Genomic DNA, 15801 nt, shown 5'->3' with positions numbered 1-15801 from the left:
CCTGCATCGACGTAATGCGACTACGCGCCATCTGCTGATCCTTTCCCGTTCCGCGTCGTGGTCACGCCGGCAGCTTGAAGTCGGCGACCGAACGGCGCAGATCGGCGGCAAGCTGGGCCAGGTTGCCGATCGACTCGGCCGTCTGTTCCGCACCCTGCGATGTCTGGCTGGTGATCTGTCGGATCACGCCCATGGTTTGTGTGATGTCCGTCGCCGCTGCCGACTGCTGGTGCGCGGCGATAGAGATGTTCTTGATGAGGTTGTTCAAGGCGTTGGACACGCGCTCGATTTCGGTCAACGCGGTGCCGGCGTCTTCGGCCAGGCGTGCGCCGGACACCACTTCGGAGGTGGTCTGCTCCATCGAGCCGACCGCCTCGTTGGTATCGGCCTGAATGGTCTGCACCAGGCCTTCGATGCGGCGGGTCGCGCTGGAGGTGCGTTCTGCCAGGCGCTGCACTTCGTCGGCCACCACCGCGAAACCGCGACCGGCCTCGCCCGCCGAGGCCGCCTGCACCGCGGCGTTGAGCGCCAGGATGTTGGTCTGCTCGGAAATGTCGTTGATGAGTTCCACGATCGAGCCGATTTCCTGCGAGGACTCACCCAGACGCTTGATGCGCTTGGAGGTTTCCTGGATCTGGTCGCGAATTTGGTCCATGCCCTGGATCGTCTCGCGTACCACGCCGGCACCTTCGGCGGCGATGACCACCGAGCGCTGCGCCACTTCGGCCGATTCGGTGGAGTTGCGCGACACCTGTTCGATGCTGGCGGCGATTTCGCTGATGCGCTCGGAGGCGGTGGTGATCTGGTTGGCCTGCTGGCCGGCCGCTTCGGCCAGCTGCATCGCGGTAGCCTGGGTTTCCTGGGTCGACACGGCCACCTTGGCCGAGGTGTCGTTGATGGTGGTCACCAGGTGGCGCAGTTCGTCCACGGCGTAGTTGATCGCGTCTGCAATGGCGCCGGTCATGTCCTCGGTCACCGAGGCCTTGACGGTCAGGTCACCCTCACCGAGCGAGCTGATTTCGTCCAGCAAGCGCATGATCGCCTGCTGGTTGCGGCTGTTGAATTCCACCTGTGCCTGGTAGCGCACGTCCTGCTCGCGGCTGCGCACCCGCACCGAGCTCCACACGAACCCGACGATGGCCAGCAAGGCGACCAGGCCGGACACCACGCCCAGCCAGAAGTTGGGAAACCACCGGGTGTCGCGCGCCGAACCGAACGCGGAGAACGCATCGAACAGCTTCTTGCTGTCATCGAGCATCTTGCCGGAACTTGCGGTCAGCGCCGCAGCAGCGGACTGCGCCGCGAACAGGTTGCGCGAGGCGGCCAGGATGGCGTCGATGTCCTTCTTCATCGTCGCCCATTGCGCCTGCGACTGCTCCAGTGCGGCCAGGGCGGCAGGGTTACGCACCGCAGCGATGCCGAGCTCGTCGTTGCCTGCGCGCAGGCCTTCCAGCATCTGGGTGAACACCACCGAGTCGCGCGCCAGCGCATCGCCGGAGGCGGCCGCGTTGGCACCACCGGCGCGCATTTCAGTGACCCGGCGCGCCATGGTGCCGGCGACCACCACCTGCTGCAGGGTGTTGTAGATCTGCGAGGCCGGCGCGCCGCTGGCGGTCATCGCGCGCACCACTTCGTTCAACTGCGCCTGCAGCTGCGGCACGCTGCCGGAGAAGCGTTCGGCGTTTCCGGCCAGGCCCAGCACCGCCGCTTCGCTGGCAATGACCTGGTCGGCGTTCTTGCCCATCGGCACCCAGGTGGATTTGAGCTGCGCCATCGGGCTGGCCACCGAACCTTCCTTGCCGAAGCGGCCATCCAGCTCGCTGACCGTGCTGTCGATGCGGGCCTTGGTGTCCTTGAAGGCAGCGAACGCCTTTGCATCGCCGGAAATCGCTTCGCGGCCCTGGTTGGCCAGCTGCTGCGAGAGCACCTGCAGGTCGGCCGCACCGGTGCCGGCACCGGCAAGACGACTGCCCTGCCAGGTCGCGACGCCAGTGTTGGCGCCAAACACGATCATCGACAACACCAGCAAGCCAAGCCAGAAGCTGGTGCTGACGCTGCCGAGCTTGTTGGTCTTGCGGGCGTCCGGGGCGGTACTCATGGTTCGACCTCGATCTGTAGGACGTGGCGGGGTCGCGGCTTAGGCCGCGGCCTGCCGGAATTCAGGAGTGCGCGACAGCAACGCCAGGGAGAACACACCCCAGTCCTGCGTCTCGTTGCGGAAGGCACGTTCGATGAAGTGCGCATAGCGGCCCTGGGCCAGCTCGCCGGGCTCCACCGCCTGGGCCTGTTCGAAGCTGCGCTGGCCGTAGAGCTCGTCGATGGTCAGCGCGACGTCGCCGCCGCTCTGACGCATGATGAGCACGCGCTGGCCTTCCTGCAGCACCGTGCGCCGGCCCTCCAGGAACTGCTTCAGATCGATCACCGGAAACAGGTTGCCACGCAGGTTGCCCACGCCCAGCAGCCAGGGCTGGGCGCCCGGCACCGGCGTGACCGGCGGCATCGGTACGATTTCCGCCACTTCGCGAAAATCCGAGACCAGTCGCCGGGTACCGACGCGATACCCCACGCCACGCCAGATATCGGCCGAGAACTGGCGTTCCGGCAGCGGCGTGGCGTGCGCAAGACTACGCCGTTCGTAGTCTTCGAGAATGTCGAATGGAGAGCGCATCAACGCACCAGTTGTTTGATGCGCGCGAGCAGATCGTCTTCGCGCGGCGGCTTGACGATGTAGTCGCTGGCACCTTGCCGCAACCCCCAGGCCTTGTCGGTTTCCATGCCTTTGGTGCTGACCAGCAGCACCGGGATGTCCTTGGTGGCCTGGTCGCGCGCCAGTGCGCGCGTTGCCTGGAAGCCGCTCATGCCGGGCAGCACCACATCCATCAGCACCAGATCAGGCGCCTGGCTGCGTATCAGCTCAAGTCCCTGCTCGGCGTTGTCGGTGGCGACGACGGTGTGGCCGGCTTTTTCCAGCCATTGACTGAAGACTGCCCTGTCGGTGGGCGAGTCCTCGATCAATATGATTCGAGCCATGTTGCCTTTCCCCCTGGTCAGGCGTGGACGTAGGTGCGGATCGCGCTCAGTAGTTCTTCACGGGTGAATGGCTTGGTCAGATACTGCTCGGAACCGACGATGCGGCCACGCGCCTTGTCGAACAGGCCATCCTTGGACGACAGCATGATGACCGGCGTCGATTTAAAGAGCTGGTTGCCCTTGATCAACGCACACGTCTGGTACCCATCCAGGCGCGGCATCATGATGTCCACGAAAATGATCTGCGGTTGCTGGTCGGCGATCTTGGCCAGTGCCTCGAAACCATCGGTCGCTGTCACCACCTCACAACCTTCCCGCTTCAGCAGCGTTTCGGCGGTGCGGCGGATGGTCTTCGAATCGTCGATGACCATCACCTTCAGTCCTGCGAGTTCCCCACCCGCAGCCATGTTTTCAGTCATGCAAATATCCCCAGGCGCGCGACGCTTCATCCCTTACGGCGTCGCTACGAAAGTGCATGTATATCCCAAGACCCGCATTGACTGTCAAGGGTGCCCTGCCACCGCCCCGCCAGGCGGACGTTTCAACCACGCCAGGATGTGTCGAAACCGGCAAGTCGCGCATCTGCGACCGAGCCGGGTGCGCCATCACCCATCGCTTGAAGCTACCATCGGCAGCCTGTTCGAAAGGTTTAGCCCCATGTCGCTCGACGTCGTTGTGGTGATGGATCCCATCGCCTCCATCAAGATCGCCAAAGACACCACCTTCGCCATGCTGCTGGAAGCCCAGCGCCGTGGCCACCGCCTGCACTACGTGCGCCCGGGCGGGTTGAGCCTGCGCGAAGGCCGCGCGGTGGCGCAGGTCGCGCCGCTGGGCGTGCGCGAGGACAAGGCCAGCTGGTTCACCCTGGGGGAGTTCGCCGAGCTGGCCTTCGGCCCCGGCCAGGTGGTGCTAATGCGCAAGGACCCACCGGTGGACGCCGAGTTCGTCTACGACACCCAGGTGCTGAGTGTCGCCCAGCGCGCCGGCGCGCAGATCGTCAACGACCCGCAGGGCCTGCGCGACTACAACGAAAAACTGGCCGCATTACTGTTTCCGCAATGCTGCCCGCCTACCCTGGTCAGCCGCGATGCGGCCGCGCTCAAGGCCTTCGTGCTGGAGCACGGCCAGGCGGTGCTCAAGCCGCTGGACGGCATGGGCGGGCGTTCGATCTTCCGCAGCGGCACCGGCGACCCCAACCTCAATGTGATCCTGGAAACGCTGACCGACGGCAACCGCAAGCTGACCCTGGCGCAGCGCTTCATCCCCGACATCACCGCCGGCGACAAGCGCATCCTGCTGGTGGACGGCGAGCCGGTGGACTATTGCCTGGCGCGCATCCCGCAGGGTGACGAATTCCGCGGCAACCTGGCCGCCGGCGGGCGCGGCGAAGGCCGGCCGTTGTCCGAACGCGACCGCTGGATCGCCGCGCAGGTGGGGCCGGAAATGCGCCGCCGCGGCATGCGCTTCGTCGGCCTGGACGTGATCGGCGACTACCTGACCGAGGTCAACGTCACCAGCCCCACCTGCGTGCGCGAGCTGGATGCGCAGTTCGGCCTGAACATCGCCGGGCGGCTGTTCGATGCGATCGAGGCCGGCGTGCCGCAATGAGCACGGCGGCGGCCCTGACTGCAGCAGTGGACGAACGCCGGCGGCTGACCACCACGCTGGTGATCTCGCTGGTGCTGCACGGCGCGCTGATCCTGGGCGTGGGCTTCGCGGTCAGCGAAGACGCGCCACTGGTGCCGACCCTGGACGTGATCTTCAGTCAGACCAGCACCCCGCTGACGCCCAGGCAGGCCGACTTCCTGGCGCAGGCCAACCAGCAGGGCGGCGGCGACCACGACACCGCCCAGCGCCCGCGCGACAGCCAGCCCGGCGTGGTGCCGCAGGACCGCACCGGCCTGGCGCCGCAGGCGCAGCGCGCCACCAGCGCTCAGGCTCCGGCCCCCACCCAGACCCGGGTGGTGAGCAGCCGCCGCGGCGAGCAGGCCATGCCGACGCCGCAGCCGAACCCGCAGACCGACCCGCTCACCCCGTCCGATGCGCAACGCATCCAGCGCGATGCGGAGATGGCCCGGCTGGCGGCCGAGGTGCACCTGCGCTCGGAACAGTACGCCAAGCGCCCGAACCGCAAGTTCGTCTCCGCCAGCACCCGCGAGTACGCCTACGCCAACTACCTGCGCGCCTGGGTGGACCGTGCCGAGCGCGTGGGCAACCTGAATTATCCGGACGACGCACGCCGCCGCCGACTGGGCGGCAAGGTGGTCATCAGCGTGGGCGTGCGCCGCGACGGCAGCGTGGAAGGCAGTCGCGTGCTGATCTCCAGTGGTGTCCCCGCGCTGGACGCGGCCGCGCTGCGGGTGGTGCAACTGGCACAGCCGTTCCCGCCGCTACCCAACACCCAGGACGATGTGGACATCCTGGAAGTCACCCGGACCTGGCTATTCCTGCCCGGCGGCGAGTTGCACGACGACCGCTGACACCCCCCAGGCGTCGTCGACGCGACGGCATGGCCGACTACACGACCTGCCGCGTGCGGCAGCTGGCGCGACAGGTCAGCGGCTCATCTGGCCGGCGGGGTCGAAGCCTTGCCAGTGCAGCAGGCTGTGCGCCAGGCACAGCGCCATCGCGGCGGCGTTGGTCCACTACCCTGCACGCAGGGCGAACGGACCACCACAGTGCATATCGTCGATCGGCGTGAAGCTACCCGGCGCGCAGAATTCCAGCGTGATGCCCGGCGCATCGCCGACCGCCAGGCCGAGCAGACACCCGCGAAAACGTGCGCGCCGGGCAGCGTCGGTCATGGCGTCGCGGCGGCTGCCTTCGCGGCGCGGGCGGCCTGTTGCTCGACCAGGGTGAGTGCGACGTTGTCGCGCAGATAGGCTGGCTCCACCCGCTCCGGCGCTACGCCTTCGCCGCGCTGCAACGCCGGCACCGCGAGCGTGAGCAAATCGGCCGCACGCGGCAGCCCGGTCGCATCGACACTGGTCAGGCGGGTCGCAAAACGCTGTTGCAGCAGTGCGTCGGCTGCGGCGAAACCGGTGCCGACACCGGCCATGCGCGCTGCGGTGTCGGGCACCGCGAGCGCGTCCGGTGCGCACACCATCTCCGGCACCAGTTCCAGCAAGGTGTCGCCGCTGCGCGCGAACACGCCGGCATACACCTCGCCCATGCGCGCATCGATGCAGGCCAGCACATGCGTGGCCTCGGCCGGCGCGCGCAAGGCCAGCACCTGCAGCGTGGAGACGGCCAGCACCGGCAGATCCAGCGCCAGGGCGATGCCTTGCGCGATGCCGATCGCCAGACGCACGCCGGTGAAGGCGCCAGGCCCGCGGGCGACCGCGATCGCATCGAGCTGGCGCCGGGCGATGCCGGCGTCGGCCAGCAGCGCGTCGGCCCAGGGCAAGGCCAGTTCGGCGTGGCGACGCGGTGCCAGTTCGAAGCGCTCGATCACACGTCCATCCACGTGCAGCGCCACGGAGCAGGCTTCGGTGGAGGTTTCGAAAGCGAGGACTTTCATGGCAGGACCGCAGGCAGGAAGGGAAGCTCAGTCATCGCCGAACGGCAACGCGAGCACGCCATTGTCGCCCACTGGCTCGGCGACGCCAAAGAACGCGCGCACCTCGCCGATGTCGCGCGTGCGCGCAAACGGTGGCAGCGAGGCCATGAAAGTGCGTCCGTAGCTCTTGTTCACCAGCCGCGGGTCGCACAACACCAGCACGCCACGGTCGGTTTCGCTGCGGATCAGCCGGCCCACGCCCTGCTTCAGCGCGATCACGGCCTGCGGCAACTGCTCGTCGCGGAACGGGTTGCCACCCTCGCGGCGGATCGCATCCAGCCGCGCTTCGAACACCGGGTCGTCGGGCGCGGCGAACGGCAGCTTGTCGATCACCACCACGCTCAGCGCATCGCCGACCACGTCCACGCCCTCGCGGAAACTGGCAGAGCCCAGCAGCACGCCGTTGCCGGAATCGCGAAAGCGCTGCAGCAGGGTCGCGCGCGGCGCCTCGCCCTGCACGAACAGCGGCCATGGCGCACCGCGCAGCGCGTCGGCGGCCTCGCGCAGCGCGCGGTGCGAGGCGAACAGCAGGAATGCGCGGCCATTGGAGGCCTGCAGCACCGGCGTCAGCGCCGCGATCAAGGCGGTGCCGAAGCCGCGCGCGGCCGGGTCGGGCAGATTCGGCGGCAGATAGCACAACGCCTGGCGTGCCCAGTCGAACGGGCTGGGCTGCAGCAAGGTCACCGGGTCGCGCAAGCCCAGCCGCAGTGCGATGTGGTCGAACTCTCCGCCCACCGCCAGCGTGGCCGAAGTGAACACCCAGGCCGCCTGCGACTTTTCGCGGTGCGCGCGCAGCGGGCCGGACACATCCAGCGGCGTGCGCTGACAGCGAAAGCCACGCGGGCTGAGCTCGTACCAGAGCACATCGGTATCGACCGTCGCTTCTGGCGGATCCTGCGCAAAATCCGCTACCGGCAGATCTTCGCCCAACCAGCGCGAGAGGCGATTCAAGGCTTCCTGCGCACGCGCGGTGCAGCCGTCGAACCCCGGCGAGGCCTCGCGCAATGGCAGCAAGGCCTCGCCCAGCCGCGCCAACGCCGACAGCACCGCATCGAAACCTTCGCGCACCTGCGGCTTGGCCAAGGCGCGCCACTGCGTGCCACGCGGCGGCAGCCCTTCCATGCCGGCGCGCAGGCTGCGCAGCGCATCGTCCAGGGCCAGGATCGGCGCCTGCAGGCTGGCTTGCGCACCGGCGACCAGCCGCGCCTCCACCATGCAATCGCGCGCCAGTTCCTGCCACGGGCGCATGCCGAAACTTTCGCCAAAGAAATTGGCCGCCAGTTCTGGCAGCTGATGCGCTTCGTCGATGACGAAGGCCTGCGCGCCCGGCAGGATCTCGCCGAAACCTTCCTGCTTGAGCGCCAGATCGGCCAGCAGCAGATGGTGATTGACCACCACCAGATCGGCGGCCTGCGCACGCTGGCGCGCCTGCACCACGAAGCACTCGCTGTAGAACGGGCAGTCGGTGCCCAGGCAGTTGTCGACCGTGGAGGTCACCATCGGCAGCAGTGGCGAATCGTCCGGCAGGGCATCCAGTTCGGCCATGTCGCCGTACTGGGTGCGCCCGCTCCAGGCCACGATGCGCTGGAACTGGGTGACCTGCTCGGGCGTGGCCAGGCGTGGCTCGCCCCGCGCCTGCTGGGTGCGGTACTTGCACAGATAGTTGGCGCGGCCCTTCAGCAACGCGCTGCGCAGGCCCACGCCCAGCGCGGCGCGCACGCGCGGCAGATCGCGATGGAACAGCTGGTCCTGCAGCGCGCGCGTGCCGGTGGAGACGATGGTCTTCAAGCCCGATAGCAGCGCAGGCACCAGATACGCATAGGTCTTGCCGGTGCCGGTGCCGGCCTCGGCCAGCAGCACATCGCGCTGTTCAAAGGCCTCGGCGATGGCGCCGGTCAAACGCAGCTGCGCAGCGCGCGGCGCAAATGCATCGAGCTGGCGCGCTAGCGCCCCGCCCTCGCTGAGCGCATCGATGCTGGCAGTGGCAAGTTGGGACATGAGACCGAACGGATGCAGGTGGACAAGCCCGCCAGCCTAACGCGTGCGCAGGGATGCTGCCTGCTTGCCGGATCGGGTGGACCACCGCATCGCATCCAGATGCAGGCGCTCACCCTTGCCAATCGACCGGGCGCGACGCACCCGGCCCTGCGGTCCTCAGTAACGCTTCATGCCCGGCACGGTGCAGCCAGCGATCTGCGTCTTGGCGGAAGCGGCGTTCTCTTTCTCGCCGCGCGCCAGTCGCGATTGCTCGATGGTGGCCCAATGGCGGCGGCACAGCGGGCCGGTCTTGGAGCCCAGATCCACCGCCTGCTTGGCGAAGCGTTCGGCGGCCGGCCAGTCGGCCTGCAACACCGCCACTTCCGCGCGCTCCTGCAGGATCGCCGGATCGCCGGAAACCAGCCCGATCGCCTGATCCAGCGCGGCCGCCGCACCCGGCAGATCGCCGGCCTGGCGTTTGGTCCTGGCGGCTTCGCGAAGATCATCCACCTGCGGGTCGCGCAGTGGCTGGACCGACAACTCGGTGTCGTCGGCGCCGGCCTCGCGTTCGATCAATCCCAGGCGCTGCGCAGGCGTGGTCGGATCGACCGGCGCTGGCGGCGGCGCAGGCGGCGCGGTGACGCAGGCGGTGACTGCGGCTAGTACCCCGATCAGGGCGAGAATACGGTGCAATCGGGTCATCTGGTCACTCCAGTCAATGGGCAGGGGGCGCCGAAGCGGGCGCTGGCGCAGGGTCTTCCGGCCGCTTCTCCAGACCGAAGAAGCGTCGCCAGCCGCCACCGCTGGACTGCTCGGCAGGCGCTGTGGCCTCGCCGGGCGCGCCGGCGATGGGCGGTGCGGTCCCGGCACAAGAGGCGAAGGCAGGCGTGAAACCGACCACGAACGGGAACTGGCGCGCGCCCGGGCAGCCCGGATTGGTCACGCCGGTGCCGGCCGCGTCCACCCATTGCCAGTCCAGGCCCTTGCCACTGACCTTGAGCGGTGCGCTGGGCAGGCGCGCGAAGATGCTCGACCACACCCGCATCGCGCCGGTGGCGCCGTACAGGCCGGTCTGCTCGTTCTGGTCGTTGCCCATCCAGATCACCGCCAGGTGGTCGCCGGTATAGCCGGCATACCAGCTGTCGCGGCCGTCGTTGGAGGTACCGGTCTTGCCGGCCGGAGACAGCCGGCCCAGGCCGTCGCCCAGCAACTGGCGCGCGGTTCCGCCGCTGACCACCTGTTGCAGACCGATGCTGATCAGGTTGGCGGCGACCGAATCGCCTTCCTGCGCCGGCGCGGGGGTCTTGTCGTAACGCTTGAGCAGCTTGCCTTGCGGGTCGAGCACGCCACGCACCGCATGCAGCGGCTGGATCTCCCCGCCGGCGGCCAGGAACTGGTACAGCTGCGCCATGCCGTACGGGCTCTGGTCGGTCGCACCCAGGATCAGCGACGGATTCGGGTCGGCCTTGATCCCGGCCAGTACCTGGATCAACTGCGCGATACGGTCGGCCCCCACCTGCATGCCCACCCGCACCGTGGCCTGGTTGTAGGAATGCGCCAGCGCATCGATCAGCCGCACCGTGCCATGGCTGCGGTTGTCGGAATTGCCCGGCGACCAGGTCTTGCCGCGGCTGAGCTGCACGGTGACCGGCGAATCGTCGACCCAGCTGGACAGCGCCCAGCGGTCCGGCGAGGCCAGCGCCAGCATGTACACGAACGGCTTGAGCAGCGAGCCTACCGGCCGTTGCGCTTCCACCGCCCGATTGAAGCCGGGCTTGGCGACGTCGCGGCTGCCGACCACCGCCAGCACATCGCCACTGTGCACGTCGGTCAGCACCAGCCCGGCCTGCAGCGGCGGGCGCTTCTTGTTGTCCAGCCGCTTGATGGTGCCGGTCACCGCGCCTTCGGCATAGGCCTGGGCCGCAGGCGACATGCCGGTGAGCACGCTCATGCCGGCCCCCTGCAGCACGCCTTCCGGATAGTCGTGCGCCAGTTGCCGCCGCACCAGGTCCACGTAGGCGGGAAAGCGGTTCGCCGCGACCAGGCCCGGCTCTTTCGGCACGCCCAGCGGCGCGGCGAGTGCGCGCTTGTACTCGGCGTCGTCGATCAGCTGGTTCTCGTGCAGCTTGCCCAGCACGAAGTTGCGCCGGTCCAGTGCACGTTCCGGGTTACGCCGGGGGTCGTAGTACGACGGCCCCTTGACCAGCCCGATCAACAGGGCGATCTGTTCGGTGGTCATCGACGTGAGCTCGCGCCCGAACCACAGCTCGGCACCGGAGGACACGCCGTGGATCGCCTGCCCGCCGCGCTGGCCCAGATACACCTGGTTGAGATACGCCTCCAGGATGGTGCGCTTGTCGTAGCGCGCCTCCATGATGACCGCGTACAGGATCTCGTTGAACTTGCGGGTGAGCGTCTGCTCCTTGCCGATGCCGAGCAGGCCGCTGCGGGCCAGCTGCTGGGTCAGCGTGCTGGCGCCCTGACGTACCTGGCCGCCCGAGCGCAGCATGATCCAGGCCGCGCGCAGCATGCCACTCAGGTCGATGCCGTGGTGGCTGTTGAAGTCGCGGTCTTCCACCGCCTGCAGGCCGGTGACCAGCAGCTCCGGCACCTCTTCCATGCGCACCAGGCGACGTTCTTCCTGCTTCTGCCCGTACAGCGTGGCGATGCGCGCCGGATCCAGCCGCGCACTCTTGAGCGCCTTGCGGGTACCGGTATCGCGCAGGCTCGCCACCCGCCCGCCGGACAGCGCCACCTCGATCCGGCGCGCCGGCACCGCACCATCCACGTCGTTGTAGCCGCGGCTGGCGATGGTGAAACGGCTGCCGTCCTGCTGGTACGTGCCGGCCAGCTTGGCCTGTCCGTCGTCGCGGTAGGACGCCGCATCCAGTTCGGTCTTCAGGGTCGCCGTGTCCAGCGCGTTGCCGGGGGCCAGCACCAGGGGGCGTCCGTACACGCGGGTGGGGATCTGCCAACGCAATTCGCCGAAACGCTGGCTGACCTGGGTGTTCAGATACACCGTGTAGGGAATCAGGAAGCCGAGCGCAAGCGCCAACGCGGCAAATCCCCAGACGATCAGCCTGCGTTGCCAGCGGGAGCCTTGCTCTTGGGAGTCGTCCTCGAAGTCTTCGGGATCGTCGTGGTCGTTGCGTCGGGGCACGGGAATGCAGGCATGGAGAATCCGGCGAGTCTAGCGCAGCGCTGTCGTGGCTGCCGCCTGCGGGTTCGGCTTGACTTAAAAATGGCTAAACCGCAAGCCTGCCCGCCGTGCCGCGCATGCGGGCGATACCGCGGGCGAATCGGCAGGCCATGCTCGGAATCGGCGGCGGCCCCTCGTACACTGCGGGTCCGCCGCGCGGTCCACGCCTCGCACCACGACCGCGCACCCATCGCATCTGCCGCTGCATGCTGGAGTTTCTAAGGAATGTCGATGTCCCTGGCCGACGCGCGTTATCTGTTCAATCGCGTGCTTGGCCTGATCCACCGCAGCGTGGCAAGCATGCGCACCCGTGGCTGGCGTGCCACCTGGCAGCGCATCCGCGTGCATACCCAGGCACCGCCGGTCGCGCTCGGCACGCCGTTGTGGTTGCCGCCGCCGGCGCCGTTCGCTGCGTTCGCCGTGCCGTACAACGCCACCCCGCGCGTGAGCGTGGTGATCCCGGTCTACGACCACATCGCCCACACATTGGCCTGCCTGCGCGCGCTGGCCGCGCATCCGCCACAGCTGGCGATGGAAATCGTGGTGGTGGACGATGGCAGTAGCGATGCCACCACCGCACAGCTGCCGCAGATTGCGGGCCTGCGCTACCACCAGCGCTCCAGCAACGGTGGCTTCATCGCCGCCTGCAACGACGGTATCGCCGCCTCACGCGGCGAGTATGTGGTGCTGCTCAACAACGACACCATCCCGCAGCCAGGCTGGCTGGATCGGCTGCTCGCCACCTTCGACCAGCATCCTGGCGCCGGCCTGGTCGGCGCCCAGCTGGTGTATCCGGATGGGCGGCTGCAGGAGTCCGGCGGCGTGGTGTTCGGCGATGGCAGCGCCTGGAGCTACGGCCGCTTCGAATCGGCGCAGGACCCGCGTTACGCCTATGTCCGCGCAATGGATTACTGCTCGGGAGCCGCCATCGCGCTGCCACGCGCGTTGCTGCACACGCTGGGCGGGCTGGATCGCCGCTATATGCCGGCCTACTACGAAGACACCGACCTGGCCTTTGCGGTGCGCGCTGCCGGCCACCAGGTACTGGTGCAACCGGCCAGCGTGGTGGTGCACGACGAAGGCACCAGCAACGGCACCGACGTCCGCACCGGGGTCAAGGCGTATCAGGTGCGCAACCAGAGCGTGTTCGCCGAGAAATGGCAGTCCGCATTGGCGGCGCACTTGCCGGTGGGCACCGTCCCCGGCCCGGCGCAACTCCACCGCGCGCAACGCCAGGTGCTGATCCTGGACGAATGCGTACCGCAACCGGACCGCGACTCGGGCTCGCTGCGGCAATTCAACCTGATCCGGCTGCTGCGCGAAGAAGGCGCGCATGTGGTGTTCGTCCCGACCCGGCGCGAGCATGCCGGACGGCATACCCTGGCACTGCAGCAGCTGGGTGTGGAAGTCTGGCATGCGCCATTCCTGGACGGCATCGCTGGCTGGTTGCGCACCCACGGTACGCGGTTCGCGGCGGTGCTGCTGGTGCGTCATCATGTGGCGCACGCCTGTCTGCCGCTGCTGAAGCAATACGCTCCGCAAGCGCGCACGCTGTTCGACACCGTGGACCTGCACTACCTGCGCGAACGCCGCGGCGCCGAACTCGCCGCCGATGCCAACCTGCTGCGCAGTGCAGAGCGTACCCGCCTGCGCGAGCTGGAGGTCATGGCCGCCACCGATGTCACCCTGCTGGTGTCGGCCGCCGAACAGGCGCAACTGCGTGTGGACGCGCCGCAATTGCGCACCGCCCTGCTCTCCAATCTGCACGAGGTGGCCGGCAGCGGCCTGCCGTTCGCGCAACGCCGCGACCTGGTCTTCGTTGGCGGGTTCCGGCATGCCCCGAACGTGGATGCAGTGCAATGGTTCATCAGCGCGATCTTCCCGCAGGTCCGCGCACAGCTGCCCGAGGTGATGTTCCACTGCATCGGCGCAGACCTGCCCGAGGCGTTGCGGCTGCTCGCCGACGAATCCCCAGGCGTACAGCTGCACGGCCATGTGCCGGACTTGACCCCGTTCATGGACAACGTCCGCATCGCGGTGGCGCCGCTGCGCTTCGGCGCAGGCGTCAAGGGCAAGATCAACCTCAGCATGGCGCACGGCCAGCCGGTGGTCGGCACCACCTGCGCGGTGGAGGGCATGCACCTGCGCGATGGCGACGACGTCTGCGTGGCCGATCAGGCCGATGCCTTCGCCGATGCCATCGTGCGCCTTTACCAGGATGCGACGCTGTGGCAGCGCCTGGCCCACAACGGGCTGCGCAACGTCGCCGAGCATTTTTCGCTGGATGCCGCGCGCGATACCGTGCGGACATTGTTCATTGCCGATTGAGCCGGCAGATTGAGCTGGCCGTGTTGGCTCGGCCCATCGCCGGATACACAGCCGGCGGCGGCGATGTGTGAACCCATCAGCGCTGCTCGGTCACCGCCCTGACCCTGCGCGTGAACTCGGCCAGCTCCGGCAGGCCGGGATCCAATTGACGCGCCTGCTCCTGCGCACGTCGCGCGAACGCCGCATCTTCCTGGCCCAACCGCTCGCTGCCGACGGCGATCCAGCGCTGCGCCAGGCGGCGGCGTGCGCCGGCCACCGCATCGCCATCGGGGGTCAGTGCCTGCCACGCATCCAGGCAGCCGCGCGCGGCGCGCAAACGGTTGTCGCGCAGTTCGTCCTCGAAACAGCGCCGGCTGGCGGGCGCCACGCGCGCGGCCGCCTGCAGCACGCGCGGATCGCGTGGCGCCAGGGCTTGCGCGGCGCGCACGGCATCGTAGGCGCTGGCACCGGGCGGCGTCATCCACTGCTGGCGCGCCTGAGCCTCGACGGCGCGTTGCAGCAGCGCACGCAGGCGGCGCTCGCGAAGCCCGCGCGACAAGCCGGCGGCAGGTCCGCGTTGCGCCTCGCGCGCGCGCGCGATGGCCTGCTCGGCCTGCACGATCGCCAGCTGCCCAGGCGCCAGCTCCTGCGCCTGGCGCAGCGACTGCGCGGCCTGGTCGAAGCGGAAATCCGCTGCCTGTCGTGTGGCCTGTGCGGCGTATTCGCCGGCCACCCGATCAAGCCCGCGACGCGCGCCAGCATCCTCCGGCTCGGCCGCCAATACTGCCCCGAAATCGCGCGCGGCCGGCGCCAGGCGGCCACGCCGCAGCAGCCCCTCGGCACGTTGCCGGCGCAGGTCCAGCAGACGGTGGTAGTGCCCCTCGGTCGAGGGCAGATCCACGTGCCCGGCGTCATACACCCTGGCCGCCGCCAGCAACCCGGCCGCCTCGCCAAATGCGTCGCGGGCCAGGGCCTGGCGCGCCTGCGCCAACAGGTCGGTCAAGGCATCCTCGCGCCCTTCCAGCGCATCGGTCCGCTCCGGCGCCAGGGCCAGGATGCGTTGGAACAGCGGCAGCGCACTGTCCGGCGTGCCATCCAGGCGGCCTTGCTGCTGCGCCGCCACCGCGCGGGCCAGCATGGCATCCAGCCCCGCCCGCTGCGCCTGCAGTTGGCGCAGATGCACCGCAACCGGTGCGATCTGCGCCTGCGGCACTTGCAGCACATCCGCCAATGCCAGCGCGCGCTGGGCGGCCGCTGCGTCACCGGCGGCGATGGCCGCACGCGCCTGCACCACCGCGGCCGCCCCTGTCCGCGCCAGTCCGGCGCGCGCCTCGCTGCGGTCACCATCCAGCGCCAGCGCGGCGGCATACAATTCGCGCGCACCGTTGCCATCGGCAACGCTGAGCTGGCCACGCGCCAATGCCGTATCGCCACGCTGCAGCAACTGCTGGATGCGGCTTTCCGGCCACAACCAGTCGGCCAGCGGCTTGCGCAACACCACCGCGCTCACCACCAGGCAGGCGCACGACAGCATTGCCACACGCCACAGCGCACGATTGCGCAACGGCGCCCAGAGGCGCGCAGACCTGGCCCAGCGCGGCAGCGAAAACATGGGGTGGCGTCCATCCTTGGCGCGACCTGACGGGGGCGCGTTCACCCGGCCATGGTAACGGGGCGTTGCGAAGGCGGTGTGGGTTGTTCGGGAATAGAGAATCGGGAATCGGGAATC

Annotated in this window: 12 protein-coding genes and 1 pseudogene; 3 read left to right on the top strand and 10 right to left on the bottom strand. The window is 68.7% G+C overall.

All coding sequences use genetic code 11. The features are described from left to right. Positions 1 to 61 precede the first annotated feature (61 nt). Genes XcuCFBP2542_RS08560 through pilG form a run of 4 tightly spaced genes read right to left on the bottom strand, consistent with a single transcriptional unit; the run spans position 62 to position 3449 of the window. A complete protein-coding gene (locus XcuCFBP2542_RS08560; protein ID WP_104603166.1) occupies positions 62 to 2098 on the bottom strand; it encodes a methyl-accepting chemotaxis protein in 2037 nt (678 codons plus the stop codon). A gap of 39 nt (positions 2099 to 2137) precedes the next feature. Further along, the gene (locus XcuCFBP2542_RS08555; protein ID WP_039413900.1) at positions 2138 to 2668 is read right to left on the bottom strand and encodes a chemotaxis protein CheW; all 531 of its coding nucleotides are present in this window, start codon (positions 2666 to 2668) and stop codon (positions 2138 to 2140) included. Further along, positions 2668 to 3030 (bottom strand): response regulator, encoded by a 363-nt coding sequence (locus XcuCFBP2542_RS08550; RefSeq protein WP_104603165.1) that lies wholly within the window; start codon positions 3028 to 3030, stop codon positions 2668 to 2670. Before XcuCFBP2542_RS08550 ends, XcuCFBP2542_RS08555 begins: the two co-directional genes overlap by 1 nt. Positions 3031 to 3047: 17 nt before the next feature. Next, on the bottom strand, positions 3048 to 3449 hold the full coding sequence (pilG, locus tag XcuCFBP2542_RS08545) for a twitching motility response regulator PilG (RefSeq protein WP_104562659.1): 402 nt from the start codon (positions 3447 to 3449) through the stop codon (positions 3048 to 3050). Between the two features lie 238 nt (positions 3450 to 3687). Between pilG and gshB the strand changes: the two genes are divergently transcribed. Then, on the top strand, positions 3688 to 4638 hold the full coding sequence (gene gshB, locus XcuCFBP2542_RS08540) for a glutathione synthase (protein ID WP_104603164.1): 951 nt from the start codon (positions 3688 to 3690) through the stop codon (positions 4636 to 4638). Then, positions 4635 to 5510 carry an energy transducer TonB family protein gene (locus tag XcuCFBP2542_RS08535; protein WP_104603163.1) on the top strand — a complete coding sequence of 292 codons (876 nt, stop codon included), beginning with the start codon at positions 4635 to 4637 and terminating at the stop codon, positions 5508 to 5510. The genes gshB and XcuCFBP2542_RS08535 overlap by 4 nt, the downstream gene beginning before the upstream one ends. Positions 5511 to 5588: 78 nt before the next feature. Here XcuCFBP2542_RS08535 and XcuCFBP2542_RS08530 read toward each other — a convergent pair. From XcuCFBP2542_RS08530 to mrcB, 5 genes and pseudogenes are all read right to left on the bottom strand, one after another. Beyond that, positions 5589 to 5834, bottom strand: a pseudogene (locus tag XcuCFBP2542_RS08530) (ADP-ribosylglycohydrolase family protein); the annotation flags it as partial. Beyond that, positions 5831 to 6550, bottom strand: a complete 720-nt coding sequence (tsaB, locus tag XcuCFBP2542_RS08525; RefSeq protein ID WP_104603162.1) for a tRNA (adenosine(37)-N6)-threonylcarbamoyltransferase complex dimerization subunit type 1 TsaB — start codon at positions 6548 to 6550, stop codon at positions 5831 to 5833. The gene tsaB and the pseudogene XcuCFBP2542_RS08530, both read right to left, overlap by 4 nt. A gap of 27 nt (positions 6551 to 6577) precedes the next feature. After that, the gene (gene yoaA / locus XcuCFBP2542_RS08520) at positions 6578 to 8587 is read right to left on the bottom strand and encodes a DNA repair helicase YoaA (protein WP_104603161.1); all 2010 of its coding nucleotides are present in this window, start codon (positions 8585 to 8587) and stop codon (positions 6578 to 6580) included. A 156-nt stretch (positions 8588 to 8743) separates the two neighbouring features. Beyond that, positions 8744 to 9268, bottom strand: coding sequence for a tetratricopeptide repeat protein (locus XcuCFBP2542_RS08515; protein WP_104603160.1), 525 nt, complete (start codon positions 9266 to 9268; stop codon positions 8744 to 8746). Positions 9269 to 9281: 13 nt separating this feature from the next. Continuing rightward, entirely contained in the window at positions 9282 to 11726 is a 2445-nt protein-coding gene (gene mrcB, locus XcuCFBP2542_RS08510; protein ID WP_104603159.1) for a penicillin-binding protein 1B, read from the bottom strand. 264 nt (positions 11727 to 11990) lie between these two features. On the opposite strand from mrcB, the gene XcuCFBP2542_RS08505 reads away from it, so the two are divergent. Further along, positions 11991 to 14093, top strand: coding sequence for a glycosyltransferase (locus XcuCFBP2542_RS08505; RefSeq protein WP_104603158.1), 2103 nt, complete (start codon positions 11991 to 11993; stop codon positions 14091 to 14093). A 76-nt stretch (positions 14094 to 14169) separates the two neighbouring features. On the opposite strand, the gene XcuCFBP2542_RS19715 is transcribed toward XcuCFBP2542_RS08505, so the two are convergent. Then, positions 14170 to 15684, bottom strand: coding sequence for a hypothetical protein (locus XcuCFBP2542_RS19715; protein ID WP_167526925.1), 1515 nt, complete (start codon positions 15682 to 15684; stop codon positions 14170 to 14172). Positions 15685 to 15801: the final 117 nt, after the last annotated feature.

It is taken from the genome of Xanthomonas cucurbitae, assembly GCF_002939885.1.
GTDB classification, from domain to species: domain Bacteria; phylum Pseudomonadota; class Gammaproteobacteria; order Xanthomonadales; family Xanthomonadaceae; genus Xanthomonas; species Xanthomonas cucurbitae.
This window is presented reverse-complemented; position numbering and strand designations above follow the sequence as displayed.

What these genes read in the sequence shown, in the direction of transcription:
- XcuCFBP2542_RS08550 (WP_104603165.1), bottom strand. Translation starts at nt 3,030, where the DNA reads ATGGCTCGAATCATATTGATCGAGGACTCGCCCACCGACAGGGCAGTC.
- XcuCFBP2542_RS19715 (WP_167526925.1), bottom strand. Translation starts at nt 15,684, where the DNA reads ATGTTTTCGCTGCCGCGCTGGGCCAGGTCTGCGCGCCTCTGGGCGCCG.
- XcuCFBP2542_RS08535 (WP_104603163.1), top strand. Translation starts at nt 4,635, where the DNA reads ATGAGCACGGCGGCGGCCCTGACTGCAGCAGTGGACGAACGCCGGCGG.
- XcuCFBP2542_RS08515 (WP_104603160.1), bottom strand. Translation starts at nt 9,268, where the DNA reads ATGACCCGATTGCACCGTATTCTCGCCCTGATCGGGGTACTAGCCGCA.
- yoaA (WP_104603161.1), bottom strand. Translation starts at nt 8,587, where the DNA reads ATGTCCCAACTTGCCACTGCCAGCATCGATGCGCTCAGCGAGGGCGGG.
- XcuCFBP2542_RS08555 (WP_039413900.1), bottom strand. Translation starts at nt 2,668, where the DNA reads ATGCGCTCTCCATTCGACATTCTCGAAGACTACGAACGGCGTAGTCTT.
- XcuCFBP2542_RS08560 (WP_104603166.1), bottom strand. Translation starts at nt 2,098, where the DNA reads ATGAGTACCGCCCCGGACGCCCGCAAGACCAACAAGCTCGGCAGCGTC.
- XcuCFBP2542_RS08505 (WP_104603158.1), top strand. Translation starts at nt 11,991, where the DNA reads ATGTCGATGTCCCTGGCCGACGCGCGTTATCTGTTCAATCGCGTGCTT.
- pilG (WP_104562659.1), bottom strand. Translation starts at nt 3,449, where the DNA reads ATGACTGAAAACATGGCTGCGGGTGGGGAACTCGCAGGACTGAAGGTG.
- gshB (WP_104603164.1), top strand. Translation starts at nt 3,688, where the DNA reads ATGTCGCTCGACGTCGTTGTGGTGATGGATCCCATCGCCTCCATCAAG.
- tsaB (WP_104603162.1), bottom strand. Translation starts at nt 6,550, where the DNA reads ATGAAAGTCCTCGCTTTCGAAACCTCCACCGAAGCCTGCTCCGTGGCG.